At 52.8% G+C, this 26,198-nt stretch carries 26 protein-coding genes; 10 read left to right on the forward strand and 16 right to left on the reverse strand.

Going from position 1 to position 26,198, the window contains the following annotated elements:
• Window position 1 precedes the first annotated feature (1 nt).
• From DCW36_RS21745 to DCW36_RS21760, 4 genes are all read right to left on the reverse strand, one after another.
• Entirely contained in the window at window positions 2-466 is a 465-nt protein-coding gene (locus DCW36_RS21745; RefSeq protein WP_114780642.1) for a (2Fe-2S)-binding protein, read from the reverse strand.
• 85 nt (window positions 467-551) lie between these two features.
• Window positions 552-1,139, reverse strand: coding sequence for a nucleotidyltransferase family protein (locus DCW36_RS21750; protein WP_114780643.1), 588 nt, complete (start codon window positions 1,137-1,139; stop codon window positions 552-554).
• A 266-nt stretch (window positions 1,140-1,405) separates the two neighbouring features.
• Entirely contained in the window at window positions 1,406-2,548 is a 1,143-nt protein-coding gene (locus DCW36_RS21755; protein ID WP_114780644.1) for an XdhC family protein, read from the reverse strand.
• Window positions 2,549-2,728: 180 nt separating this feature from the next.
• Window positions 2,729-3,097, reverse strand: coding sequence for a hypothetical protein (locus DCW36_RS21760; protein ID WP_114780645.1), 369 nt, complete (start codon window positions 3,095-3,097; stop codon window positions 2,729-2,731).
• 147 nt (window positions 3,098-3,244) lie between these two features.
• On the opposite strand from DCW36_RS21760, the gene DCW36_RS21765 reads away from it, so the two are divergent.
• Complete coding sequence (locus DCW36_RS21765) at window positions 3,245-3,730, forward strand: DinB family protein (RefSeq protein WP_114780646.1); 486 nt, start codon at window positions 3,245-3,247, stop codon at window positions 3,728-3,730.
• 2 nt (window positions 3,731-3,732) lie between these two features.
• On the opposite strand, the gene DCW36_RS21770 is transcribed toward DCW36_RS21765, so the two are convergent.
• On the reverse strand, window positions 3,733-4,629 hold the full coding sequence (locus DCW36_RS21770) for a sulfotransferase domain-containing protein (protein WP_114780647.1): 897 nt from the start codon (window positions 4,627-4,629) through the stop codon (window positions 3,733-3,735).
• A 121-nt stretch (window positions 4,630-4,750) separates the two neighbouring features.
• Between DCW36_RS21770 and cysC the strand changes: the two genes are divergently transcribed.
• From cysC to DCW36_RS21790, 4 genes are all read left to right on the forward strand, one after another.
• Window positions 4,751-5,371, forward strand: a complete 621-nt coding sequence (cysC, locus tag DCW36_RS21775; RefSeq protein WP_114780648.1) for an adenylyl-sulfate kinase — start codon at window positions 4,751-4,753, stop codon at window positions 5,369-5,371.
• A gap of 58 nt (window positions 5,372-5,429) precedes the next feature.
• Entirely contained in the window at window positions 5,430-6,263 is an 834-nt protein-coding gene (cysQ, locus tag DCW36_RS21780) for a 3'(2'),5'-bisphosphate nucleotidase CysQ (RefSeq protein WP_240676274.1), read from the forward strand.
• Between the two features lie 326 nt (window positions 6,264-6,589).
• Window positions 6,590-7,045 (forward strand): DUF2892 domain-containing protein, encoded by a 456-nt coding sequence (locus DCW36_RS21785; protein ID WP_114780650.1) that lies wholly within the window; start codon window positions 6,590-6,592, stop codon window positions 7,043-7,045.
• 92 nt (window positions 7,046-7,137) lie between these two features.
• The gene (locus tag DCW36_RS21790) at window positions 7,138-7,785 is read left to right on the forward strand and encodes a Crp/Fnr family transcriptional regulator (protein ID WP_114780651.1); all 648 of its coding nucleotides are present in this window, start codon (window positions 7,138-7,140) and stop codon (window positions 7,783-7,785) included.
• Window positions 7,786-7,804: 19 nt separating this feature from the next.
• Here the strand turns inward: DCW36_RS21790 and DCW36_RS21795 are convergent, their stop codons facing one another.
• Window positions 7,805-8,278, reverse strand: coding sequence for a copper resistance protein NlpE (locus tag DCW36_RS21795; RefSeq protein WP_114780652.1), 474 nt, complete (start codon window positions 8,276-8,278; stop codon window positions 7,805-7,807).
• A gap of 384 nt (window positions 8,279-8,662) precedes the next feature.
• Between DCW36_RS21795 and DCW36_RS21800 the strand changes: the two genes are divergently transcribed.
• The gene (locus DCW36_RS21800) at window positions 8,663-9,025 is read left to right on the forward strand and encodes a hypothetical protein (protein WP_114780653.1); all 363 of its coding nucleotides are present in this window, start codon (window positions 8,663-8,665) and stop codon (window positions 9,023-9,025) included.
• Between the two features lie 70 nt (window positions 9,026-9,095).
• Here DCW36_RS21800 and DCW36_RS22675 read toward each other — a convergent pair whose 3' ends face one another.
• The 8 genes from DCW36_RS22675 to DCW36_RS21840 form a co-directional block, all read right to left on the reverse strand.
• On the reverse strand, window positions 9,096-9,350 hold the full coding sequence (locus tag DCW36_RS22675; protein WP_164891207.1) for a glycine zipper domain-containing protein: 255 nt from the start codon (window positions 9,348-9,350) through the stop codon (window positions 9,096-9,098).
• A 63-nt stretch (window positions 9,351-9,413) separates the two neighbouring features.
• Window positions 9,414-10,073, reverse strand: a complete 660-nt coding sequence (locus DCW36_RS21810; RefSeq protein WP_164891208.1) for an OmpA family protein — start codon at window positions 10,071-10,073, stop codon at window positions 9,414-9,416.
• 13 nt (window positions 10,074-10,086) lie between these two features.
• Entirely contained in the window at window positions 10,087-11,856 is a 1,770-nt protein-coding gene (locus tag DCW36_RS21815) for a hypothetical protein (protein WP_114780656.1), read from the reverse strand.
• A gap of 9 nt (window positions 11,857-11,865) precedes the next feature.
• Window positions 11,866-12,810, reverse strand: coding sequence for a hypothetical protein (locus tag DCW36_RS21820; protein ID WP_114780657.1), 945 nt, complete (start codon window positions 12,808-12,810; stop codon window positions 11,866-11,868).
• Window positions 12,811-13,080: 270 nt separating this feature from the next.
• Window positions 13,081-16,536: a cell division protein FtsA gene (locus tag DCW36_RS21825; RefSeq protein ID WP_125185265.1), complete on the reverse strand. Its 3,456-nt coding sequence runs from the start codon at window positions 16,534-16,536 to the stop codon at window positions 13,081-13,083.
• A 169-nt stretch (window positions 16,537-16,705) separates the two neighbouring features.
• Window positions 16,706-18,157, reverse strand: coding sequence for a hypothetical protein (locus tag DCW36_RS21830; RefSeq protein ID WP_114780659.1), 1,452 nt, complete (start codon window positions 18,155-18,157; stop codon window positions 16,706-16,708).
• 3 nt (window positions 18,158-18,160) lie between these two features.
• Complete coding sequence (locus DCW36_RS21835; RefSeq protein WP_114780660.1) at window positions 18,161-18,574, reverse strand: hypothetical protein; 414 nt, start codon at window positions 18,572-18,574, stop codon at window positions 18,161-18,163.
• Window positions 18,575-18,576: 2 nt separating this feature from the next.
• On the reverse strand, window positions 18,577-19,929 hold the full coding sequence (locus DCW36_RS21840) for a hypothetical protein (protein WP_128397007.1): 1,353 nt from the start codon (window positions 19,927-19,929) through the stop codon (window positions 18,577-18,579).
• 673 nt (window positions 19,930-20,602) lie between these two features.
• Here DCW36_RS21840 and DCW36_RS21845 point away from each other — a divergent pair.
• A complete protein-coding gene (locus DCW36_RS21845) occupies window positions 20,603-20,944 on the forward strand; it encodes an STAS domain-containing protein (RefSeq protein WP_114780662.1) in 342 nt (113 codons plus the stop codon).
• Between the two features lie 314 nt (window positions 20,945-21,258).
• Here the strand turns inward: DCW36_RS21845 and DCW36_RS21850 are convergent, their stop codons facing one another.
• On the reverse strand, window positions 21,259-21,750 hold the full coding sequence (locus DCW36_RS21850) for a DUF2231 domain-containing protein (RefSeq protein ID WP_164891209.1): 492 nt from the start codon (window positions 21,748-21,750) through the stop codon (window positions 21,259-21,261).
• A gap of 2 nt (window positions 21,751-21,752) precedes the next feature.
• On the reverse strand, window positions 21,753-22,067 hold the full coding sequence (locus DCW36_RS21855; protein WP_114780663.1) for a hypothetical protein: 315 nt from the start codon (window positions 22,065-22,067) through the stop codon (window positions 21,753-21,755).
• Window positions 22,068-22,421: 354 nt separating this feature from the next.
• Between DCW36_RS21855 and DCW36_RS21860 the strand changes: the two genes are divergently transcribed.
• The 3 genes from DCW36_RS21860 (at window position 22,422) to DCW36_RS21870 (ending at window position 26,196) form a co-directional block, all read left to right on the forward strand.
• Window positions 22,422-23,522 carry a DUF4856 domain-containing protein gene (locus DCW36_RS21860; RefSeq protein ID WP_164891210.1) on the forward strand — a complete coding sequence of 367 codons (1,101 nt, stop codon included), beginning with the start codon at window positions 22,422-22,424 and terminating at the stop codon, window positions 23,520-23,522.
• Between the two features lie 86 nt (window positions 23,523-23,608).
• Complete coding sequence (locus DCW36_RS21865; RefSeq protein WP_114780665.1) at window positions 23,609-24,721, forward strand: imelysin family protein; 1,113 nt, start codon at window positions 23,609-23,611, stop codon at window positions 24,719-24,721.
• Window positions 24,722-24,813: 92 nt separating this feature from the next.
• The gene (locus tag DCW36_RS21870) at window positions 24,814-26,196 is read left to right on the forward strand and encodes an HTTM domain-containing protein (protein WP_114780666.1); all 1,383 of its coding nucleotides are present in this window, start codon (window positions 24,814-24,816) and stop codon (window positions 26,194-26,196) included.
• The last annotated feature ends 2 nt before the right edge of the window (window positions 26,197-26,198 follow it).

Consider the following 26,198-nt stretch of genomic DNA (forward strand, 5'->3'; position numbering starts at 1 on the left):
GCTAGGCTTTCATTTTATTTGCAGCTACAACAATGGCTTCCCGGATGCGGTGATAGGTGCCGCAGCGGCAGATGTTCCCCTGCATGGCATTGTCTATTTCCTCGGCAGTTGGTTTCTTGTTCCTGTTCAGCAGCGCCGTGGCCGACATAATTTGCCCGGCCTGGCAGTAGCCGCACTGGGCCACATCCACCTCGTCCCAGGCCAGCTGCACCGGGTGGTCGCCGTTGGCAGAAAGGCCTTCGATGGTCGTGATTTTAGACGCGCCCACCGCCGCGACCGGCAGCACGCAGGAGCGCATGGCGTTTCCGTTCATGTGCACGGTACAGGCGCCGCACTGGGCGATGCCGCAGCCATATTTGGTACCCACCAGCCCGAGGTGGTCACGCAGCACCCACAGGAGCGGGGTATCCGGCTCAACATCGGTTTCGTAGGTCCGGCCGTTGATTTGAAGCTTGTAAGTAGCCATTCTGTATATAAGTAGTATGTTATTTTCTTCGTTTTCAAAAAGTATTGCAACAGCAGAAGCTGTGGTCGCAGGTGCAGAAAGCTTTTCAGGACTGCAGAAGCGCCTCGTAATCGGAGGCTGAATCTATATCAACACCTCCTAAGGGGAAATTGATGGAAGCTACCTCCTGCCCGTGCCGGAGCAACAGTTTTTTTGCCCCCTCCTGCCCCTGCAGCGCCAGCAGTTCCGGGAAATACGTACTGTCAAACAGGACAGGTGTTCCCAGCGTGGCATCGTAAGCACTTGCCACTATTCCCTTCGCTGTTGTTTGTTTTACCTCTACCAGCGCATTAAGCAACACGGCATCAGTAAAAGGCTGATCGCAGACCATAAAAACACAGGCGGCTGCATTTGGTTCAATAGCAAGCAAGGCTTTGAGACCGGCACGAACAGACGAGGCCATTCCCTCCTTCCACACCGGGTTCTGCACGATGCTAACAGGCTCCGCCGCAATTTGAGGCATTACGGCTTCTGCATGAGCACCTACCACCACCACAACAGGTTCACATACAGAAGCGATTGCCTCCCGCACAGCCCGCTGCAGCAGCGATTCGTCCTTATATTGCAGGTTTTGCTTCGGCTTCCCGAGGCGCGTGGAGGCGCCAGCTGCGAGTAGTACAAGTCCTGTTGCCATAGTATTCAGTTAAATATTGCACCCCTTTTCACATCTTTTGCTTTCACCTTTCCTTCCGATTATGCAGGGACAGGTCGCGCCCCAATGCCGTCAACTTAAGGATTAAATTGTCATCTCGAACGCAGTGAGAGATCTGATATATTGCCTTTTTTGCTAATTAACCCAGATTTCTCCCGTTGGTCGAAATGACAATAACCTTTAGTTTTTCTTAAGTTGACGGCATTGGGTCCCGACCTGTCCCTACTTGTATGCTTCTTATTCTGCACCTACCCGATCACCTCCGTCTCCCGCGCGTGTATTGCCTCCTGCTTCTCCCGTAGCGAAGTTCCGGATCTGCCAGCGAGCACGGCTTTCATCTCCGACAGCATCGAAAGTGCTATTTCTTCAGCTGTTTCGGCCCCGATGTCCAGTCCTACCGGACCATAGAGGCTTTTCAGTTCTTCCTCCCCCAGCGGCACTCCCTCCTCCTGTAGCTCGTTGAGCAGGCGGTCCAGTTTCTTTTTCGGTCCAAGGACGCCTACGTAAGGCAGGCGGAGTGGCAAGAGGTGCCGCAACAGGGCCAGCTCGTAATTGTAGTTATGCGTCATGAGCACGAAAACCGTTTGCGCATCAAGTGCCAGTTGCGGCAGCACCTGCTCCGGTTTGGCGACAAGCACACGCTGTGCAGCCGGAAACCGTTCTGCCGTAGCATAATTCGCACGCCCATCCACCACCGTTACCTGCCAACCCAGCAGCGAAGCCAGTTGCGTGACCGGCAGGGCATCGTTCCCCGCACCTACCACGATCAGCGAAACGGCAGGTTTCAAAAACTCCACAAAACCGGTTAGCTTTTGGTCTGCAGTCGCATAGGCTTTGGTCACAGAGGCACCGGTTTCCAGCACCTGTTGTGCATCAGCGAGCAGCGCTGCTTCTAATACCTGGTCTGCAACATCACCTTGCACAGCACCTTTTTCCGGCACAAACAGGCAGGTGCCCGGCTGCTGACCGGTCCGGCTTTCGAGCGAGAAAAGCGTGACGAGTACGGCGTTTTGCCGCTTGCTTAAAAACGATTTCAGGAGCGCTACCGGATGGGCAGTATTTTCAGGAAAAACAGGTTCTATTAATATCTGTATGATGCCGTTACAACCCAATCCTACCCCCAGTTTTGCATCATCGTCGTCGGTGGTGTCGTAGGTAACGAGCATTGCCTTTTGCTGGTGCATGACCAGCCGCGCTTTCCGCAGGGCATCCCCTTCCAGGCAACCGCCGCTGATGGCACCGGTTAACTGCCCGTCTTCCGTTACAAGCATGCGGGCGCCCGGCCGGCGGTACGACGATCCCTGCACCTGCACCACCGTTGCCAGCGCTGTCTGTTTCCCCGCTTCCAGGGCCTCTTCAAAAGCAAGAACGATATCCTGCAACTCCTTCATCTCAACAGATTTTTAACCAAACAAACAGTTGTTCAAATTCAAAACACAAGTTACAAAATAACTTTATTTATCATATCAAAGTTTCAACTTCAATTGTACAAAAGTTTTGGATGAGCAGAGGCTGTGGTGGCAGCTGCAGCAAAATAAAAGCGCCCCCAAATCACACCAGGAAGTGTAATTTTAGTATTCCGTTAAGCTATTTTCGGATGTTTCCTGCTTAAATTTCCTGTTTGACCTCTTTTTCTCATACTCGAAGGGGTTTTCTCCGGTATAGGGAATGCCGCGGTACCTGGCCCGGTCCGGGAGGTTGGGCGGAGGATAAGTGGACCGGAACAAGTTTCCCCGCTGGTGATATAAGTATTCGCGGGTACTGAAATCGAAGTAAAGCTGGTGGCGCGGGAAGTAATAGTACCGGAAGCGGGGCTCTCCTCGGTGGCGGTACCAGGCAGGATAGGAGTCAGCGCGATAGGCAACTCCTCCGGAGGTACACGCCTCCATTCCGGCTACTAAAAGCAGGATAAATAATATTTTAGCAAACAGGTACTTCATAATCTGAAAACACTGGATCTCAAAATAATCCCGATGCTTTCTTTTATAATCTTACGTGAAACAGTTGCGGAAGTAGCATTTGCCCCACAACCAAAACCGGGAACAACCGTTCCTGAACCGTTAATGGCACAAAAATAAAAGAACTTGATGCAGGAACAAACAACATTTCAACAGAACACCGATGCCCTGGTGCGGGAACAGCTGGTAGAATTGCTGAAAGGCGGCTTTGCCCCCACCGTTATTTTACTGCGCGAATTCCAGTTTGAGAAGGCGGGATATGTGCTGGACGGGCTGCATTTTTCGGCCTGGGTGCTGCTGGGGCACATGCGCGCGCGACAGCAAACGCTGCTCCAGTTTATGAAGGACCCTGAAAATAACCCCGATATATGGCCCGATGCCCACTGGCCCGAAAACCATACCCCTCAGAGCGACCAGGAATGGCAGCAGGCCATCAGCCAGTTTGAGCAGGAACTCGAGGAAATGATACAGCTGGTGCAGCACCCGGAAACACAGCTGTTCCGGGTGCAGTCCAACGGCAAGACCATCTCCTGGGCCGCCATGACTACGTTGCACCACAACGCCTACCACATCGGGCAGCTCAAAACCATCGGGCGGCAGCTTGGGGTGTGGTGAGGCTACTCCTGGTAGAGCGGTTGCTGCGAATAAATGATCTCCTCTTTCAACTGCTCAAAATCCTGGTGCGGCCACACCGTGGCATAAGTCATCGGCTGCCCCTTGTGCTCCGGGTACTGCAGGAACCGGATAAGCGGACCAGCAATCATTTCTGCTTTTGCAGCCTGTTCCTCCGTCAGTTGGTCCATCCAGTAACCTGACTGCCCTTTTTTGAGGTGTTTCGGATTTTTGGTTTTGAGCGTGGCAAAGCTCATGGCTTCCTGCAGTTCTTCCCGTTGCTGCCGGTTTAACTCCAGCTCCAGGTAATCGAGCAGCCGCCCCAGTTCCTGCTGAAAGTCGAGCAGGAAACCTTCGTAAAACGCGATGTGAATATTGTGCCGGCGGCTCAGGCGCAGGTGGTCGTACACGTGCCACACCCATTCGAGCATCAGCTCCTCGAAATGCTGTTCTAAATACCGCTCCGCATTTTTTTCGGGCTGCGGGTAGTACTTGAGCATGTAGTCGGAAGTGTAGTATTTGGAAGCGGAAATAGCCCGGTCGCGCGGGTCGCGCACGATGTACACTTTCTTGTCGAAGAGGTCGAGCAGTTCGCCGCTGCGTTTGCAGATGGGCGAGTGCGTCCAGACGTGGTTGGTGCGGGCAACGTAGGTGCTGATATCCGTGATGGGCATCCGGAAAATGCTGCTGATGCGGTAGCTGTACTGCAGGTCGGTTACATCCAGCACATCGATACTGGCCTGGCTGGGGTAGTTCAGGTCCCAGGTCCGGGCGAGTTCGTAAATGGGCTGTGTCTGGATAAAGCTGGTCGTGTCGTGGCCGGTTCTGGAGAGGAGCTGCTGCATGATCTGGTACAGCCAGAAGTTGCCGCATTTGGGCGCGCCGCCTTGCAGGATTTTCATGGTCAAAAGTAATTTCAGTTTTTATCGTCTGCCCCCTATACGGCTGCAAAACGTTTTTTGGCGTACAAGTCGTATTAATTAGCTGTACCACCCATTGTTCTTTTGAAAAACACGGACAACGATGAACTACCTCTACCCTTTCAACTCTAAAATAAGTTACGAACAGCGCAAAGAGATGATGCAGCAGGAGCCCTGCCTGGTCTGGCTTACCGGCCTTTCCGGTTCCGGTAAAAGCACGCTGGCCCTGCGCCTGGAGCATTACCTGTTTCACAAGGGCTATAAAGTTTTCCTGCTCGACGGCGACAACATCCGGCATGGCCTCAACCACGACCTGGGCTTTACCGAACAGGACCGGAAAGAGAACCTGCGGCGTGTGGGCGAAGTAGCGAAACTGATGCTGGATGCGGGGCTGGTCGTGCTGTGCTCTTTTATCTCGCCTTACCAGGAGGAACGGGCACTCGTAAAGCAGATCGTAGGCGAAAACAGGTTCACCGAAGTGTATGTCAACTGCTCACTGGAAGAATGTGAAAAGCGCGACACCAAAGGCCTGTACGACAAAGCCAGGCGCGGCATCATCCCCAACTTCACGGGCATCAGCGCGCCTTACCAGGCACCAGTGGTTCCGGATGTGGAGCTGAAAACCGACGAGGAAACGATCGAAGAATCGCTGTACCGGCTTATCGACTACGTGGAACCGCAACTCCAGGACAAGGCACAAACAAAAGCGCTGTACAAGCTCTGAAAATTCTGCTGCACCTGCCACCACACCCACTGCAGCTCCTGAAAACCTTTATCTGACTATGGAAACAGAAAGCACGAAACCGCATCCTGAAGAAGTTCCACCAGCACCAGGCGCAGCTGGCATGGCCGGACTACTGGCAACTGCACGGCAGGCCGCACTGGATGCAGGCAAAGCCATCCTGGAAATCTATACTTCCGGAGATTATGGTGTAGAAGCAAAAGCAGACAATAGCCCCCTGACACAAGCCGACAAGGTTGCCCATGCCACCATACAGCACCACCTCCAGCCAACAGGCATCCCGATCCTCTCCGAAGAGGGCGCCCAGCTTCCTTTTGAAGAAAGGCAGAAGTGGCCATGGTACTGGCTCGTCGATCCGCTGGACGGCACCCGGGAGTTCCTGAAACGAAACGGCAAGTTTACGGTAAACATCGCCCTGATGCACAAAAATGCACCGGCAGGCGGCGTGGTGTACGCGCCCTGGCTGGGCACCTTGTACTATGGCGCCAAAGAAACCGGCGTAATTAAAGAGACCAAAGGCGAAACAGTCTCACTAGGGCCTTCAACGCAAAGCAGGAACTATGAAGCCTTGCGGCAAACGCCCGGATTAGCTGTAGTTGCCTCCCGCTCACACCTTACCCCCGAAACCGAACAGTTTATCCGGCAGCTCCGCGACCCGCAGCTCCACACCATTGGCAGTTCGCTAAAGTTCATGTTGCTGGCCGAAAACAAGGCAGACCTCTACCCCCGTTTCGGCCCCACCATGGAATGGGACACTGCCGCCGCGCATGCCATCTTAATCGCCCTGAACCGCGGCGTTTACCAGACTGACCTGCAATCGGAGCTGCACTACAACAAACCGGACCTGCACAACCCGTCGTTTATCGCTTTCTGAACCGTTGATGGTAGTGATGAAACGGCAATTTGTCTGAATCAGGATTTACAGGATTAAAGGATTTTCAGGATTAGGTTAGCCCTGGCTGTAGCGAGAAGGTAGCAGATAGACACGAAAGATGGAATAGGAGGAGAGGGAATGGAGGCTGGTGCAAAGATTCTTGAACTATACAAATCCTGTAAATCCTTTAATCCTGCAAATCCTGATTCAGACAAAAAAGCAAACATAAAATCACATCCATCATTCCATCCTACCATCAACGGTTCTGACAATTCAACCAATACCCGCCCTTTAACGAATACTAGCTAGAACAACTGATCAGCAACATGAAGACTACTAAAGAAAAACAACAGGACCGCGTAAGGCGAAGCACTCCAGAGGAAATCAACAAAGAGATCGACCAGGAAATCATCGGCAACATCGGCGCGCACAGTTCATCGCCGGAAGCTATCGGCCAACGGCTGCAGGAGCTGAAAAATGAATGGGACATCGAGAAAACGCTGGAGGTAAATGCGTCTACCCTGGCGCTGGCCGGTGTTTTGCTGGGTGCCTTTGTAAACAGGAAGTGGTTTATCCTGCCGGGTGTGGTAACAACGTTCCTGCTGCAGCACGGCCTGCAGGGTTGGTGTCCGCCGCTGCCGGTTTTCCGGGCAATGGGCATACGCACCCGACAGGAAATAAACGAGGAAAAGATGGCCCTGAAAGCCCTGCGTGGCGATTTTAAAGCTGTTTCGGATGCTACTTCCCCATCGGAAGTACTTCGTGTTATCCGCAAAAGCTGAAGCGGGTTTACTTCCTTTGCAGAAATTGCGTACCTTTCGCTACCAAACGTACACCTGATGCGGGCATCCGCCTGCGTCACCAGCTAGAGCACATGGAACAGGAACTTCAGACAACACTACAGCAGCACTTTCCACAGTTTGAACAGCCGCTGCTCGACGAGATTATGCGGGAAAGCGCTACCAAAAAACTGGAGGCGGGCGACCCTGTCATCCAGACGGGGCAATATATGCGCTCGACTATCCTGCTGCTGGACGGGCTGCTGAAAGTATACCGCGAAGACGACGAAGGCAATGAATTCCTGATGTATTACCTCGAGCCCGGCAACGCCTGTGCCCTCTCCATGATGTGCACCGCCCGCACCGAAAAAAGCCAGATCAAGGCAAAGGCCGTTATGCCTTCCGAAATACTGCTGATCCCTTCTCACCTGACGGAAGCCTGGCTGGCTAAGTACAAAAGCTGGTACAACTTCGTGATTTTTTCGTACCGCCAACGCTTCGAAGAGCTGCTGCAAACCCTCGACAGCATCGCCTTTAAAAGCCTGGACGAGCGCCTGCTCTTCTACCTGAAACGCCACGTAAAGGTAAGCGGAAACGAGGTGCGCCTGTCGCACCAGCAGATTGCCGACGAACTGAACAGCTCCCGCGAAGTTATCTCCAGGCTATTGAAAAAGCTGGAACAAACCGGCGCCCTCACCCTCCACCGCAACTACATCGAGGTGCATAACCTGGACCTGGTGTAGGTCGCTCCCTTTCCGGTTGCTACTGCTTCCGGAGCGTGTAGTTCAATTTGCTGTTGATTTCGTTCTGCTCCTGGTCGAGCATCCGGAGCTGTGTTTTGTTTACCAGCATAAAATAGCTCGGGTCGTACAGCCCGCTCGACGGGATAAGCTGCAGCACGACTGCCTTCGGATCCTGTTTGTTGCCTGTTGCAACAAACCAGATACCGCTTATCTCGGTGGTGGCATTACTGCCCGTTTTTCCCAGGTAGGTTTGTTTTAAGTTGAAGCTACGGCTTTGGTTCCCCTGCGTATCCTTGAGCGTCAGTTCCATCTTTATTCCTTCGCAATCGGCACAGGGGATGGTGCCCACATACCGGCCGGCGGGTATGGCACCCGCCTTTGTCTGGCTGCTGACCACAGGAACAGCCGCAGCAGTAGCGTGTGAATCAGGGACAGGTGCGCCACCCGTGAAAAGCACAGTGGCTGTAAGAACAGAAATAAGTGTGTTTAGCATAGCAAATAGTTTGTGTAAGCCGTCAGAACACTACCTGATGCAGCGCAGGTGTAGCGCCAACGGCAAGGGTTATACTTCTACCTTTCTCAAAAGTTCTGTTAAAATTAAATAAAAACAGGCAGCTCCTGCACTGGAATACCCTGTATTTTTAACCGCAGCCGCACGGTTTTATTGCCCGGCAGTAGCCAGCACGCCTGCCAGCATAATGCTACAAGATAATTTATCAGGATGGCAAAAACAGCATTATCCATCTGGTTTTCTTTACGTAAGCATACCTGTAGAGCTGTCTGCCACCGTTTTTCCACTGCCTTTGTTCCTATTGAATACAACAAGCCGGGTGGCCCAGCTTTGAGGAATTGTTAAACAAAAATCCAGGAGAATGCCATGTTAATAACAGCTGAACAAGCCCGGGCCCAGCGTGCGATCGATGAATTTATGGATAGCCTCGCCGACAGTAACCTCACCCTCTATGCCAGTGATTTCCTGAAACTAAGTGGCTGCCACACCATGGAGGAAATCGGCCAGGCCCTTATGCGGGCAACAGCCGTGTGCAACAACATGCACCTGCCGCTGCGCGAAAACATTAAGGTCGTATACCGGTCGCAGGATGGCACGGTGGTTCCGGATTTCCGCCTGTCGCCGATGGCCTACATGCTCATGGTGATCAACTCCGACACCTGCAATAACCTGGTGGCCCGCACGCAGGCAGAACTGGTCATGCGGATGCTCCGACCAGATATGGCCTGACGAAAGACAAAAAAAGAGCCAGCTACCGGGTTTACTCGTAGCTGGCTCTTTTGTATGTTTTTTCTGGCATTTAGTCTTTGTACTCTTCGTAGCGCTTGCGGTCTTTTTTCTTATCCTTTTTGCGACCTACGGCTCCACCTGCAGCAGCACCGGCTGCGCCACCAATAATAGCACCCTCCGTACCTCCTACAGCAGCACCTGCCGCCGTACCGGCAGCACCACCTACAGCAGCTCCTTTGGCTTTTTTACTCCAGCCTTCCCCGCTGCAGCCCCCGAGCACAAGAACTGCACAAATCATTGTTAAATAAATTCTAAAGTTTCTCATAATCAGCAATATTAACAATAACACAATATACCTTTTACGAGAAATAATCTTTACCAGATGCACCTACTGCACCTCCTTTGTATCCAGTGTTCCCACTTTCGGAAGTATTTGAATCACGAACCGCCTGTCGCGGATGTCGCCGGTGCGGCCTGCTCCTTCAAAACCGCTGCCGGAGGCCACCAGTTCTATCCGGTCCTGCGGAAATTTAATGCCGGAACTTCGCCAGAAGTTTTTGAGGGCCAGCGCCCGCTTGTAACTCAGCTCCAGTGCATATTCCCGCTCCGTAATGTTGCGCGGATCGCCGGCCGGGTAGCTGGCGGCACGACCGTCAATCACGATCAGGTATTTCACTTCTTTATCGTCGATGGAATTGATCACCTTGCTTAGCTCCTCGCCTGCCCTGCGCAGCGGCGCCAGCGAGCGCTGCGGAATGGTGGCTTTGCTTTGCTCAAACAGCACATCCACCAGCAGCTCGTGGCGTTTGTATTTCTCGTTGTATTTGAAATACTTTTCATCCAGTTTGGAGAGGGCGGCTTTAATTTCATCGAGCTTCCGTTTCTCTTCCACCTCTACCTGCAGCCGGGCAATGTTCTGGCGATTCTCGGAATCTTTGTCGTAGAACATTTTAAAACTGAGCACAAAGAGCACCAGCATCACGAGGAAGAGCACCGTCATGAGGTCGACGTAGCTGGGCCAGAAGAAGTCTTTGTTTTCCTTGTTCATAGCGGCCGCCTCCTTACCTTCTGCTGTTGCTGCCTTTGCCCAGCATCCTGTCAAAAGCGGCTTTAATGGGCCCGGGCTCCATGCTTTTCTCCACGTTGGCATTGAGCACCGCCAGCTGTTTGAGGAGCTGCTGCTGCACGGCGGTGTCGGTGTCGATTTTCTGAAGCAGGCGCTCGTTTGTGTTTCGTATTTCGCCTGCCAGTTGCTGCTGCGCCGTGTTCAGCTTCTCCTGCTGCGTGTTCAGGTTTTCGAAGGGCTGCATGTAATCCAGGATGCGCTTGTAAATGTTGTCTTCGTTCAGGATGCGGAAGTGTTCCTGCCATTTGGCGTAGGCGTTCTGGGCGTCGCGCTCCTGGTGCTGCAGGCGCGCCTCCATCAGGTCGGTCAGGCGTAGGGCGGCTTTGTCGAGGTACTGCTCCACGCGGGCCGCAATGGTGTTCAGGTCCTGCTCGTGACGTCCGAAGAAGTTGATCTGCCGCTGAATGGATTCGTCGTGCTTCTGGAGGTAGCCCGGCACCTGGTCGAATCCTTCCTGTAAGCTTGTGAGGCGGCTCAGTACCTGCCCGATGTTGTGCGTCAGTTCGCCCCCTTTCTGCACCGACTCGTTCAGCGCTACCTGGTACTGCAGGAAGTTCTGGAACAACTGCTCGCTCTCCTTCAGCTTATCAAACACCTGCAGGTTGGCGTTGGCCATGGTGGTGAAGCCAATCTCATCGAGTTTCTGGATAAACTCTTTCTGCACCCGGATGTTCTCGCTCAGGCTGTCGACAATAGGCCGAAAACCGAGCACCTTGTCCAGGAAATCCTTGTTGAACGAGTCGAGCACCGACTTCAGGTTGCCCAGGCTGGCGGCCATATCGGAGTTGAGCTTGGGCAGCAGGTGCGTCTGCAAAAAAGTGTAGTAGTTGTTCTTGTGGCGGTCGCGGATGCTGCGGGCGTTCTTGAGGCCGTGGTTGCCCAGCAGCGTGAGCAGTAGCCCGAAAAAGCTGCCGGTCATGGCGATCAGCACCCCGAACAGGAAAGAAGAGATATTCTGGTCCGTGATGAAGGCTGCGGAGCTTTCTGCACCTGCCACCACTTCCTCTGCTGCTCCCGAGCCGGTCCAGATGAGGCTGGAAAGGCCGATGATAACGCCCGAGAAGGTACCCAGCAGGCCCACGTACAGCGGCGTAGCAATGGTAGACTGCACCTCGTTGTCCAGCGCCTCGGCATGCCGCTCCGACACATCTTTCAGGATATCGAAATCAGCAGCAGCACCTTTGTTGCGCTTCAGGTACTCATTCGTGCTTTTGATGATGCTGCTGAAGGTTTCCGACGGATTTTTTACCTCAATCAGGTCGGTTTTAGCACCGGTAGCATCTGCAGCGGGCATGCGGATAAGCGCCTGCTCATCCGCCTCCACCAGGAAAATATTGCCGCCCTGCAGCATCTTCCGGAAACGTTCTGTGGCAATGGTATAAGCAGGAACAGGCCCGCCCTCCGCTTCGATGTGCAGCTGGTAGCCTTCTACCTTCGCTACCCGCTTCACCACCGGGCTGGCCGGGGAATATTCCCGGAAGGAACGACCTGACAGCACCTGCGACCATTGCCTCTCCGCCTCATTTTCGTTGCCGGAAGGCTTCTCCGCTTCGCCCAGGCGGCGTTCGCGTATGGCTAAAGCCTCTTCGGAAGGAAACAGGCGCTCTATCCGGTCTATTTTTGCGCGGTTGCCCCTGTACACGTACAGCTGGTAACCGAGAATGACAAAAATAAGAAGTGCCTCAAAAATAAATATTCCTTCCATGCAATCGCTTTATCTGAAATCAATTTTAGCTTTTTCGTATATCCGCCAGCCGTTGTCTGTTTTTTCGAGCACGCCATCTTCCTGGTGTACTACCTGGCTCACTTTCCGGTTCGATGGTTTGGCAAACGAGAACGCATTTTCCAGCCTATCAATGCCCTGCGCAATTACAAAGGCGTGGTTGCCGCCCATGTTGAAGCGGTAGCGGGTCATGTTGCTCTTGCCGTAGGCAGGCATGTCTACTTCCAGGTAGCTGTCGGAGTCGGGCTGTACCTGGAGCTGGTGCTGGCGGATAATGCCGTCTTCGGGAATAATGGCGTATTTCCGTTCGGCATAGGTTTCTTCCTGCTGCACTGGTGGTGGTGTTGGCTCCTGCTCCACCGTTTCGAACTCGAGCAGGTGGTCTGTTTCCAGTTGCATTTCCAGCGGCATATTCTCTGGGTTCAGCTGCTCTTCGTGGCGGGGCTTCTCCTGTTCCGGCTGTTGTCTTTCCATAGGTTCGTTTCGTCTTCGGTTTTCTTTTTTCTTTTTAGGCTGCTGTTCCTGCAGATTAGGCTGCTGCCCTTGCTGCCGCTGTTCTTTTGGCTGCCGTGGCTGGTTCTGATTCGGTTGCTGCCTTTGCTCCCTGGGCTGTTGCTGGTCCCTTGCTTGCTGCTGCTCCCTGGACTGGCGCTGTTCCTTCGGGGGCCGCTGCTGTTGTGGTTGCTGCCGTTGTTCTTTTGGCTCCCGCACCTGTGCTACCGGCTCATTTACGGCTGACGAGCGACCTTCCCGTTTACCGCTGGTTCGGTTGCCGGTGCTGCTATTAAAATTTGGCAACTTGTGCTCCAGCATCCTGTTCATTTCTTTTAGTTTTTCTATCCGGGCTACCAGAATGTTATGAAAGGTATAGACCCTGAATATGGCAAACAACGCGATCAGCAGCGCCACAATGGCTATAATAAATGCGTAATCCATACAGTGATGTTAGATTGAATAAAAGTTTGTTTTTTCTGATGTGTTTGTGGTTTTATGCATGACCGGTTCCAACTATCCCCTGCCCCCTCCTTGTTCCCTTTGCTTCTTCGGATTTATAAATCCGTAGGAAAGCTGTTGCGTGTCTCCGGACCCGCGTGTACCGGCTGTTGAAACACGAGGATTTGGAAATCCTCTACAGTTACCTTTCGGATTAAAAAATCCGAAAAAGCGCGAAGTGGTTCAGGAGGAGGCAGGGATGGTTGGTGCTGCCTACGCCATAGAACTTACATTTGCCTGCTGCCGGTACAGCTCCTTGGATAATAAGTAGAGCGACTGCTTGAGCGGCATAAAGAACATCGTTTCGTGCAGCGGTTCCCGGTCCGAAAGGCCGCGCAGGGTATCTTCCAGCACCATCGTCAGGCTGTCCTGCATGTTGTTTTTCAGGAACTCCAGCTCCCGGATCGGATCTACCTCCACACCCATCGAGCGCATGAGCGGCGACACATCATCGTCGTCGAGCAGCAGTTCCAGGCAAGCCATTACGTTGTCTATTACCTCCTGCCGCAGCATGGTGGTTATCTGGGTTTTGTTTACCGTTTTGAGAGCATCTTCGCCTGCTGCACCGGTTGGTTTGATGATCGGAATGTTCGTCAGGTCGTTCAGGTCGGCTCCTTCCAGCGCCATGGCGCCGCCGTTGGCTGTTACCTGTTTCGGGTTGTCGACCAGCACGAGCTTGAAGTTAGCCGGCGGCTCCTGCCCTGTCACCTTCTTAAAGATGGTTTTGGCATAGCGTTCCACGTTCGACAGGTTATTGCCCGCGCTCAGCAGTTTAATGTACAAGCTACCCTGCCCGCTGAAGCAGATGTAACGCGGTGTCTGCACGCCGAGCTGCTGCACCAGCTGCGCCAGGTGGTACATCAGGGCTCCGAAGTGCAGGTAGAACATCAGCCGAAGCTGCCGTGCCTGCAGCAGTTGGTTGCTGTAGTTCAGTTCTTTGTCGTAGCTAAACAACAACGAAGAAATATCCGCAGAGCTGAAGTCAGGGTTGTCGAGGGCGGTTTCGAGGAACTTCTTGTACTCCTTGCCCTCCTCCGTCAGCGGGATGCGCAGCACATGCTCCACCCCATACTGCAGCAGACCGTTATCTTTGTTTGTCTTCACGGTAGCAAAGCCATCGCCCCACAAATCGTTTCCGGCAAAGCGGAAGGAGGAGCTGTGCGACGGCTTACGGTTGGTGAACAGCAGCACGTCGGTCGTTCCACCGCCAATGTCTACGTTTATCAGGTTCTCATCCTGGCTCGGCACCACGGCACCCGTGCGCGACAGGAAGTAGAACGGCGCCACCGATTCGGTGATGCACACGGTTGTTCTGCCGTTTTTGAACACGTTGTTGTACACGCCGTCCCACACGTTCTGGAACATGTTGCGCGAATATTCATCGAAGCTCAGCGGGGCGAACCACACAATTTTGGTACTGCCGACGTTGCCGTTGTTCAATGCCACCTTGTTTTTGATCAGCAGCATAATTTCGGTGAAGAAAGCCTCGATGCGGCGCTTGCCGGTGCTGGTGAGGGTTTCGCTCCACTTCAGGTCGGTATGATACGTCTGCTTGTACTGGTCCTGGTGTGTACCTTCGGTGTTGATCGAGAAGCCGATGTTGATGTTGCCAAACAGGCTCGGAATCTGGTTTTCAAAATCGATGGTTTCGCAGGTGGCCGTGCGGGTCGGGAAGGAGTAGAGCGAATCGCCGGCCCCGATGATGAGCGGGATAAACTCCCGCCGCAGCAACGTTTCCACGGCAAACAACCTGCCGAAGCCGCGTTTGTGAAAGCGCTGGTAATCCGTTAATGCCGGGTCGTCAGATGGTTTGTTGAGCATCACCAGCTGCTGGTCCTGGGCTGTAATGGAAAATTCCTTAGGCGCCTGGTTAGAGCCGGCAGTGTAGGCGATGTGGGTATTGGAGGTACCAAAGTCCACGGCAAAGGTGAAGTTCTGGATGCCCTGCTGCACTTCCTGGAACTTAGGCACCAGCAGCGCCTTGCCCGTGCGGTCTGCCCCGGCATGCGTCAGCTCGGCAAAGTCGAAGTGTGTGCCTTTTATTTCATAGTAGGTGCTGCCTGCACTGCTGTTGCTCTTCTTGGTACGCTGCTGTGCCGTAGCCGAGATAACACCGCCGCTTGCGCCCAGTTCCTTGCCTCCTGCAAAGAACGTTAGCGTGTGGTTGCGGTTTACCAGCAGCGGGTCGATGTCCTCGTCCACCAGCATCACCTTGTAAAAGTCGTTGTACGCTGGCGCATCGGTAAACTTATAAAACGGAAACACGCCCAGTCCGATTCTCGACTTCAGGATGTGGCCTTTCTCGGGAATTACGTCGCCGTTGGCATCTTTGGAGTTGAGCGGATTGTCGTAGTAGCTGCGCTCGTACACCACATTGCCTTTCTCGGTAGGCACCTGCAGCGTCACACGCACATGGTTCACGTCGATGTGGAAGGTCAGGTGGTTGGCCAGGTCCTCCGGGCGGAAGAAGCGGAAGTACAGGCTCGTAACCGGCAGCAGGTAATTGAAATGCTTCTCCGTTACCCCCGGCTGGTATACCACGGTGCCGCTGTAGAAACGGTCGGTGTTCACTTCGTACGGGACCTGGATGATGCTTTCCTGCAGCAGGTCGTTGAGGGTGAGGTATGGGTAATTAAAACCCACGCCCGGCAGCGAACGGTTTTCCAGCGGTTTGCTGTCAGAGTAGTCCACGACGGTGTTGGCAGGCCAGGCCAGGTTGTTAACATACTTCACGTTCGGCGCCAGTCGCAGCTCTGGCTTGAGCACAATCGGGCGGTCGCCGTTGAACGCCGGGTTGGTGGGTCGGAGGAAGAGGTCGCTGCTGGAGACGGCGGTCTGCTCTTTCTTAATCAGGAAAGGCAGGTGCCCCACGTGCACCGGGTTCTGCTGGTAATCCACGAGCGGCAGGTACTCCGCAGCAATGGCATGCTGCCCCACGGCACCCGACATGCTGATGCTCTTGAGCAGCGTTTCGTCCAGGGCGTTGTACACGGCAGGGAACGCCTGTATAAAGGCCGGATTCGACACAAACAGCTTGTGCACATATTCCCGGAAGTCCCGCTCCCGGTCGTTCAGCGACACATAATTGTTATCGAAGTACGTGCCCACATTCTGCGCCCGGTTGATGCCCAGCGGCTGCACGTTGGGCGACACGAACAGGAAGGTGAGCGGCGAGGTGCCGCCCAGCAGCTGCATCTGCTTATCGCCGTAGTTATTCGTGCTTTCGAAGTAGAACAAAAACAAATCTTCGATGCCCTGGAAGCGGCTGTCGTTCATGAACAGCTCCAGCGTCTTGCCCAGCAGCGCCGTTCCCGGGTTGGCCTGCATCGCCCCCAGCTGCTGGTGTTTGTTCCAGCGCCGGACAATTACTTTGTTGCCGGCCTGGGCATAGCTCTGCTGGTTGTAGAGCAGCTCCCACAAATCCCAGAAGTGCGTCACCATTTTGTGGTAGATGCTGTTGGTGCCCGCCACCCCCTGCTTCACGAAATGGAAAGCCGTTTCGAAGAGGTGCATGCGGGCAAAGGGCGTGGGAATAGAGGCATTTATCTTGACAGCCCTGCCCCCGGCGCCATCCACTATATCTTTTATCTCGGTACTGGTTATCTGACCGGTCTTGGACCAGCCTTCTACGTTTGACCCTGTTTTATGAAGACGAAGTACTTTCGGCATAGTTAAGTTTGTTTGTTGAAAAAAGTTTGCTGTTGCGCATCTGATGCTCTCCGCAACAGCGTTTTAAAAGACCTCGCAGTGTGCGCAGCTCCTGCGAGTGTCTGACAGCAGTTGGCCCGACACTCGCAGGAGCTGCGCACACTGCGAGGTCTTCTGACCGGCTTCTTGCTTACGCATACTTCAGCTTCTCCTCTACCAGCTTATCTGTCGCTACTTCAAAGGCCTGAATCGTTGCCCGGAAAGCATCGCGGTCGGAAATGGATTCGGAGGCGCGGTTTAGTTCTTTTACGAAGGAGCCCTGGTGGATGCCTTTGTTCAGGAAACCTGTCTCTATTTGCTTGTCGGCTACCATGCGGTTGAAGTCGCTTTCGCTCACGTTGAGGGCGGCGAAGGTGCGCTCTTTGCGGCCCAGCTCCCGCAGCCACGACTGATAGCCGTAATCCGGGTGCTTCAGGAATTTGTCCAGCTCTTTAAAAATAGGTTCGTTGCGGATGGCGCCCATCAGGTCTACTCCACGGGCATAGGCGGCCTGTGCATCGTCGGGTACGTGTTGCGTGTAGTAGCGTTCAAAGTAGTGGAAACGGATAAGCTGTTTCGCTATCCGGTCGCGTGTTTCCTGGTCGAGGTGTGTAAACTGCACCTGGTCCACATCTTCCCGCAGCCCGAATTCATGGTACACTTCGTTGCTGATGAGGTCGTTGTCGGTGTAGTCCATGAAGTCGACAATGGCCAGTGCGCTTAGCAGTTCTACCAGGTGGGCATCGTTTTTCTGACTGGCCCGGCCCGGGTTATTCTCCAGCGGCTTGTCCGGCGTGTCGCCCATATAGTACACCGCGTTGATGCCGTTCAGGTGGTGCTGGTAGTACGAGAGCGCATCCTTGGCTTTGGTGGTGAAGGTGTTGGAGTCGATAAAATCGGCTTCTACGCCAGCGGCCGGCTGCTCGAGCGAGAAGTACGGCAGCACCACCATGGCGCCTGTCAGTGCGGAGTTCAGGCTGGCGGCGTTGGGTAGCCCGATGCGCGAATCTTTAAAGTTCTTGAGCAGCAGCGGGAACCCGGCAGCGCCTGTGCCGCCAAAAATGGAGCTCACAAAGAAGATGCGGTCGCCGGCCTGGAAATTGGAGGCGAAAAAGCGCATCTCCGGCGATTCGATTATTTCGTTCAGCACCACGCTGCCCACATTCGGACTACCCCGGAAGCCGACGTCGAGGCTGTTGCTCAGGTTTTCTTTCGTAAAAAGCAGGTCTACGAGCGCCTGGCTGTCGATATCGAGCTGGTTGTAGCCCACGTGGTCTTTAAACGGTTTGTTGATGCCGCCAAAGTCGTACACGAAGCTGTCGCGGATTTTGGAAGAGCCGTCGCCGGCGATGCTGGAGAGGGTGCTGATGTCGGTGTGAAAGAAGCCTTCGTCGCGCCTGCCCAGCTTATCGTGGATTTGTTTATAGGTTTTAAGGAGTTCCACGGTGCGGTTCATGTCGCCGTTCTGCGTGTCGGGGTCGATGATGATGGGAACGATTTTATCGCAATTTTGAATTTTGACACCTGCGGCCATCAACATGACCAGCGAGCGGATTACGCGCGAACCGGTGCCACCAATTCCGAATACAAAAAGTTTTGCCATAGGTTATTTTTTATTAGGCCATTTCATAGGAGTTGTCCAGGCCTGAACAGAACCCCTTTTTAAAAGAATAGAGAACAGGAAAAACAGCACCAGGCTGTAAACGGTGTTCACAAACGCAAACATGTAGGTGTAAGAGTGCGTCTCGATGCCGTTGTTGTTTACCTGGATAAGCGGAATAGCAAAGGCAATAACAGCATTGATGAGCAGCATGATTACCCAGTGCTGCGTTTTGTAGAAGCCGGTGCTCATAATGCGGTTGAACACATAATAATAGAGTATCACCATAGCCAGCGTGATCAGGACCAGTTGCAGCCCCGTGTTCGGGAAAACAACTTCACGGTAGTCGTTGGTAAAGTTGGCGGGCAAGGGCCTGCCCAGCAGAAGCTCGTAGAGCCCCGAAAAAAACTTTTGAATCATGCTTAGTCTGCTTTGTTAAACTTGATAGTCACATTAAATAAATAGGTACGCTGGTCTCTATATAATGCCTGAACCCCGTCAATTATTTTATCGAGCTGGTATGTTTTTTTTGGATCAGCCGCCGGGTTGTTGTCATTATTGGTCGTCCAGGCGTCAATCCAGGCGGGCTGCACCTGTGGCAACTGCAACGTGATGGTGCCGGAAGTGCCTATCAGCTGGGGTACCTGCAGCCGGAGGAAGTGGGTATACCGGGCAAGATCGGGAGAAGCACGAACGGCATCGTCGGCAGCTGTTACCGAAACAAGGCTGGCTTTGCAGCCGCTGCCAATTACCTTCAGGTTGCGTTTGAGGTAGTTTTCCTGCTGCAGCTGCCGGGGCAGCGCACTCAAGTCCAGGCCCAGCGTAAATTCCACCGGGATACTTTTTTCAGGAAGCAGCTTAATGGCCGTACAGGGATCGGCGTTGCGGGAGGCGCAATAAACGGTGCCGGCAGGCCGGAACTGGTTCGCCTTGAGGATAGCAGAAAAAGGAACGTCCTTGTAGTCAAAACCAAAGTAAGCCTGCTGGGGCGGCAGGTTGCGGAATATGTTTTTGGTAACGGCCAGCACTTCCTGTTGCCTGCCGATCACCCAGATGTAAAAGGGAACTTCTTCGCCGGTTAAGGTTCGGCTTGTCGCCGGCTTTTTAACAGCAGGATAGTAGTTGCCATAAAAACCGGACGCATCGGCCAGCACGGCAATGGCTAAGCCCTGCTGTTCCGCCTCCTTTAAGCTGCTCCGGATGTCGGAATCGAGGGATATAAACTGCCCGCGTTTATCCGGATGCGGACCGTGAATGAAATCGGAGATAATCACACTAACAGCATTTTGCTTCACCGACTGCTCCAGGGCCGCCTTGAGCAGATCAGGCAGTGGCGTGCCCAGTACGTTGGCCCTGATGCCGCTCACGACAGTGCTCTTCATGGTATTATAGGAAACACTGTCCAGCACCGGCTGCCCCTGCTTGTCTTCCCTGGCGAGGTAGTATTTTTTTTCCGCCACATAGCGGCCATCCTGTATCTCGGAAATCAGCTTGTTCAGGCGGCTCTGGAAAACAGTAGGTTCTTTGCCGGCTTCGGCAGGCGGCATAAAGCCTTTCATGCCATTGGAAATTTCGAGGTACAGGTTCACGTTCACCTTTTCGGGAGCAGGAGTGGCAGCAGGAGCCGCCTTGTCCGCAGCAGGGGGTTGTTCAACCGTAGCAGCAGGTTCGGTTTCTGCTGCGCTGTTTTCATTTCTTGTATAGCAACCCGACAACACCACGACAACGCATAGCAGCAGGAAGCTGGCGCTACATTTAAACCTTGTTAGGAGCATGCATTTTTGTTTAATAGGCTGTAGGGCACTTACTATGAAAATGCCCAAAAGGTTATAACGTACCGAAACGGTAGCTTAATCTGGTTAAAAAGCAGGTTTTTCATTCACCTGAACAAGTAAATAGTACCTGCTCATGCTGTTGCGTGTATGAACGGTATCTGAAACGATAAGATACAATTCCTATTATATATTATTTTCAAAATTCCCGGTTCCGGGCGCTTTGCAGGCAGGTGCAGTGGCTGTGGTGGCTGGAGCAGCAGATTTAATACGGCAAACCGACAATTAATAAACGACTTGCTTTTACTAATAAATGTAAATTTCACTATTCTAACAACGAAACCGCTCCAAAAACTACCGGCTGCAGGAATAACCGTCTTTTATTGCCATCAAAACCCACCCTTTGCGCCTACATAGTATTTCAGCAGCAGGCCCGCAGACACCCATTTTCCTAAAAACTGAATATCAGGTATTTATTTTTTAAAAATAAGTGTAACTACGTAGTGTATCTTATTTTCATTTTTGTAAATTTAGTACCTAAAATTGCTACAAAAGCAAGACGACAGAAAAACTCAGCTGATGTACCTACATAGCACAGCAGCTCGGGTGGCAAAAATGGACTTTATTTGTAACGGTAACAGAAATGACCGGGGGTTAAAACTAAAAAGAAAAAGTTATGACTTACTTTAGGATAAATCATAGAACTTTAGGGAGCGAGACGGTAGTAACCCTGTATGGAGAGTTAGATGCACATACGTGTGTGCTGGCAGACAACAAATTAGAAGAGGCCGTAGAGACAGATGCGAAAAAACTGATCCTGGACTGTAGCCAGTTAAACTATATCTCGTCGGCTGGAATCGGCGTGCTGCTGGCTCATTTTCAGACCTGTAGCGGCAAAAACACGACGATGGTTTTTTTCGGCCTGCAACCTAAAGTCCGTAAAATCATTGAGATACTGGGCCTGGAGCGCGTGTTTTCTATCAAAGAAAATTTTAAGGAAGCGCTGCTTTCCAACTAATCCGGCGAGTATAGCTGCAGCCTTCCGGACTGTTACCCTTTTTTCCAGGTTTACTTCCTACTTACAAGCAGGCCCGCCCGGACGATCATGTGCGGGTGCAGCGGCTGTGGTGGCTGCTGCAGTAAAGCTTATTATTGTCTGAACCGGGACTAAACAGATTTAGGGATTTCACAGATCATCTTCTTCGAAAAAAGTCTGCTGCTGCAGTCACCACAGCCGCTGCTGCACCATGTTAGTCGGTAAAAGGTAGATAAAAAAAACCCGTCCGGCGCTCGGTAGCACCGGACGGGTTGGATAAATTTTGTCGGCTGACATTAAAAACCGGCACAGTCGGAAGCAGGCATATTTACGCCGCCTCCCTGCTGGTACACGACCTGCGCTCCCAGGTGGCCGGTATACGCCAGTACCACAGAACCGGCCAGCAGCAGCAGCACAAGGAGCAGTTGAAAAAACCTGGAATTTCCTTTCAAAAAAGGCAGGTTCCTGCCCAGGTCCATTACTGCTCCTGCCGAAAAAATATACGCCAGCGCATACGCAGACAGTTCGTGGTCTTTTAATACAGTCGGGTCACAAATCTTCCGGGCAACAATTCCTTCCGCCAGGTTGCCGGTATAAATACTGAACCAGGCTGCCAGGCATCCGGCATACAAGAGGTAGGAACCACTCCTTTGCCAGAAAAACGCCACCCCTTCCCGCAAAAAAAGACCGGCCAGCTTTGCTACCGTTGCCAGCAGCAGCAGCGTTATCGGGAAATGGAGGGTAAGCGGGTGCCAGAGTTCCGTTCTCCAGAAGCTGGTGTCGATCATGCCTACTCCAGTATTCTGACAGCTTTCGGGTCGAGCCTGTTGCCTACTTTCTCCACTTCTACTTCTACCTTACCACCTTCTTCCAGCTGGTCGAAAGGTACGGCTTCGCCATTCCTGGTAAGGGTGGTTGATTCTGTGAAGTACAGTTCCAGGCGTTTGTCATCGTCTGTTTTAACATAGATTTCCGATTTTTCAGCCTCTACTTCATCAATCGTGCCGGTGTAAGTGCCAGATTCTACCACATCGGTGCTCTCTCCGCAGGCATACAGGAAAGGAACGAATAACAGGGCAAGCGCAAATGTCTTTAAACTTTTCATAGTAGATATGTTTTATATTTTTATTCTCAAATATAAGATAAAAACCATACAGTAGGCTAATTTTTAATTAGTCTATCTCTTTTTATTGTTTGCCTAACGATGCAATACGGGAAGCTGTACGTGCTGTTGATCCTGTTTCACGTTCGTTTTCGCTCAAAACGGACTGACATTTTTCTTCTGCTGCTGCCACCACTGCTTTACCTGCTCCTCAAGTGCCCCGGACTGCTGCTGCTTAACAAGTTCCTGATGCTTATTTAAAATAATTTTAAATAAGTCTTGCCTCACATGATTCAGTACCTTAGCTTTGCATCATTATTTAGATTAAATCTAATTAAAACTCTAACATCCTTTACTATGTTCACATCCTTAAAAAGTAAAACCTTTGTCTTTGCAGCACTTGCTTCCAGCCTGATTTTCAGTTCCTGCTCCGATGATAAAGACAAGGACCCTTCCTACACCGTACCGCAGACCTACAACTTTGCAAACGTAAATTACTCCGGCCAGACAGCCCGGATCAATATGCTGTCGGAGTTGGATGCTTATATTAAAACAGCAAACAACGGTGATGTGCTGAGTGCCCAGAAGCTGAAGGACATGTATGCCAACACAAACAACCGCTTCTCCGACCAGAGCCTGAACACGTCCGGCAAACAGTTGAAAGACAAAACCATCCTGACAGCCCAGTCTGTGTTTGAAAACTATTTCGACAAAGTGGCACAGGCCAGCCAGTCGGCAGGATTGCCTGCCGTAGAAGGAATTTCAGGCGGAATTTTAACTACTGCCGATAACAAAAACTACCTTGTTGATGCAAACGGGGTAGAGCTTGCCCAGGTAATCCAGAAAGGCCTGATGGGCGCTGTGTTCTATTTCCAGGCCGTAGATTCTTACCTGACAGCCGAAAAAACAGGTGAAGCCGTTGATAATACGAATGTGACAGAAGGCGAAGGCACCAAAATGGAACACCACTTCGACGAGGCCTTCGGTTACTTTGGCGCTCCCATCGATTTCCCGGCCAACCTGAACAACCTGAAGTTCTGGGCCAACTACAGCAACCAGCTCGACAGCAGGCTGAACAGCAACAAAACCATGATGGATGCCTTCCTGAAAGGACGTGCCGCCATTTCTGCGAAAGACAAAGCGGCCAAAGACGCTGCCATCAGCACCATCCGTTCCGAGTGGGAGCGCATTGTAGCTGCTTCAGCCATTCATGAACTGAACGCCGCCAAAACCAACCTGGCCGACCAGGCGAAAAAAAGCCACTACCTGTCAGAAGCCATTGGTTTTGTAATGAGCCTGCAATATAAAACCGACCGCAAACTGACCAACACCCAATACAACCAGGTAATGTCTGCAATAGGCACGAACCTGTACGAAACCGATGCTGCCGACATAGCTGCAGCGATAGATGTCCTGAGTGCTGCTTACGGCATGGATACTATCAAAGCCCAGCTGTAGCAGCTGCCTGAACTTACGAGTCTGAAATAACGAGCAGCAGCTACGGCAGAGAATGCCCTGGCTGCTGCTACTTTCATAATACCTGCATGCTATTGATACGAAAATATACGTTTGCTGCACTTGCCTGCCTGGCCACACTGGCCGGCTGTGGCGATAACGGAGAAGACAATCCGAAAACAGAATATGACCGCAAGGCCATGCTGACCAACTATGCCGATAACCTGATTGTTCCGGGTTACGAGGCGCTGAAATCGGAAACCGACCAGCTGGCAACTGCTGTCGCGGCTTTCACGGCTAATCCGACTGCGGCTACGCTGGCTACTGCCCGTACAGAATACCAGGAGGCTTACCTGGCCTGGCAGGACGTGAGTGTGTATGAATTTGGTCCGGCAGACGAGCAGATGCTGCGCAACAGCCTCAACATCTACCCCACCTCAGCCACCCAGATCGAAAGCAATATTTCGTCGGGTACTTACGATTTGCAGACAACGGCAAATCTTTCGGCCAAAGGTTTTCCAGCCCTGGATTACCTGCTCTACGGTGCTGCGACGGATGCTGAACTGCTGAACCAGTATACCACCGGCGCCCAGGCAGCCAACCGTAATAAATACCTGCAGGATATTACCAACCTCATCAGCCAGCAAGCCAATGCCACCTACACCGGCTGGACCAGCGGCAATACAGCACAAAGCTTCAAAGAATCGGGTGGCACGGCAGTAGGCAGTGCAGTAGGCAACCTGGTAAACCAGTTCAACTCCGACATCGACATGACCAAACGGTTTAAAGTAGGCATTCCGTCGGGCCGGTTTACAGGTGGCACGCCTGTTCCGGACCGGGTGGAGGCGTTCTACAGCCAGCAGTCGCTTGCCCTGCTGGAACGCAACCTGCGCGCCCAGAAAGCCATTTTCATGGGTGTTTCAGCTAATAGCACCAACGGCCCTGGCCTGGATGATTACCTGGACCACGTGGAGGCCAAGTACGGCAACACAACGCTGGCCAACGCGATCATACAACAATACGATGCTGCACTGGCAGCCGTAGCAGCTGTACCTGCCCCGCTGGGGCAGGCTGTTACCAGCAATACACAGGCCGTTACCAAGGTTTATGACGAGCTGCAGAAGCTCATTGTGCTTACCAAAACGGATATGCCCGCCGCACTGGGCGTTGCCATTACCTACACCGACAACGACGGCGACTAGCGCTGATAAAAGACCTGTAATGCAGAATACCCGGAGCAGAACAGCTGTACGACAACCCGTACAACCGTTCTGCTTCCTTAGCTAATAACAACATGCTCCAGAAGCTGAAACCTTTCCTGACAGCCCCTGTTTCTGCCGCTCCGCTGGCGGTTTTCCGCATTATTTTTGGCGGGATGATGCTGGTCAGTATGCTGCGCTTCATGCTGAAAGGTTGGGTAACGGAGCTGTATGTGCAGCCGAAGGTATACTTTCCTTACTACGGTTTTGAGTGGGTGAAGCCGCTGGGCGAGCAGGGCATGTATGCCTTGTTTGGGCTGATGGCACTCTCGGCGCTGGGGCTAATGCTGGGGCTCTTCTACCGTTGGTCGGCAGTGCTGTTTTTCCTGAGCTTTACCTATGTGGAGCTGATCGACAAAACCAATTACCTGAACCACTACTACTTTGTGAGCATCGTGGCTTTCCTGCTGCTGCTGGTGCCGGCACACCGTCACTTTTCGCTGGATGTGCTGCGAAAACCTGCGCTGTGGGTAAGCCGGGTACCGCGCTGGACGGTGCTCATCTTTCAGCTGCAGCTGGGGCTGGTATATTTTTACGCCGGCGTAGCCAAACTAAACCCGGACTGGTTGCTGGAGGCGATGCCGCTGCGCTACTGGCTTCCGGCCAAAACACACCTGCCCCTCATCGGCCCGCTGTTTGACGAGGTGTTGGTAGCCTATTTCTTCTGCTGGTTCGGCGCCCTCTACGACCTGACTATCCCCTTTTTCCTGGCCTGGCGCCGCAGCCGCCTGCCGGCCTATGCCACGGTCATTGTGTTTCATGTATTCACGGCGCTGCTGTTCCAGATCGGCATGTTCCCTTACATCATGATGGTGAGCACGCTGGTGTTCTTCTCCGAAAGCTTTCACCTGCGGGTACTGCAGACGTTCCGGGGCTGGTTTAACGTACGGCTTTCTTTCAGCCAGAAAGTGGCAGAGGTTACCCCGCTCATGCAGCGGTTGCTCCCGGGCCTGCTGGCGGTGCATTTTGTGTTGCAGCTGCTCGTGCCCTGGCGTTTCCTGCTTTACCCGGACAAGCTTTTCTGGACCGAGCAGGGCTACCGTTTTTCGTGGCGGGTGATGCTGATGGAGAAAACCGGGACCGCTTTCTTTTATGTGCGCGACCCACGCACCGGCCGCGAATCCGAAATTGTGAACCGCGATTACCTGACGCCGAACCAGGAAAAAATGATGGCCTCGCAACCGGATATGCTGCTGCAGTTTGCGCACCTGCTGCGGGATGATTATAAAAGCAAAGGCATCCGGAATCCGCAGGTTCGCGCCGAGGTCTATGTCAGCCTGAACGGGCGCGGCAGCCGGCCCTATATTGACCCTACAGTTAACCTGGCGGCAGAACAGGAAAGTTTTCTGCCCAAAACCTGGATTTTACCTTTTGAAGAAAACGCACTGCCGCAAACCGCTGTGGTGCAAAAGAAATAAAA

The sequence above is a fragment of the Botryobacter ruber genome (genome assembly GCF_003347595.2).
Taxonomy (GTDB): domain Bacteria; phylum Bacteroidota; class Bacteroidia; order Cytophagales; family Hymenobacteraceae; genus Pontibacter; species Pontibacter ruber_A.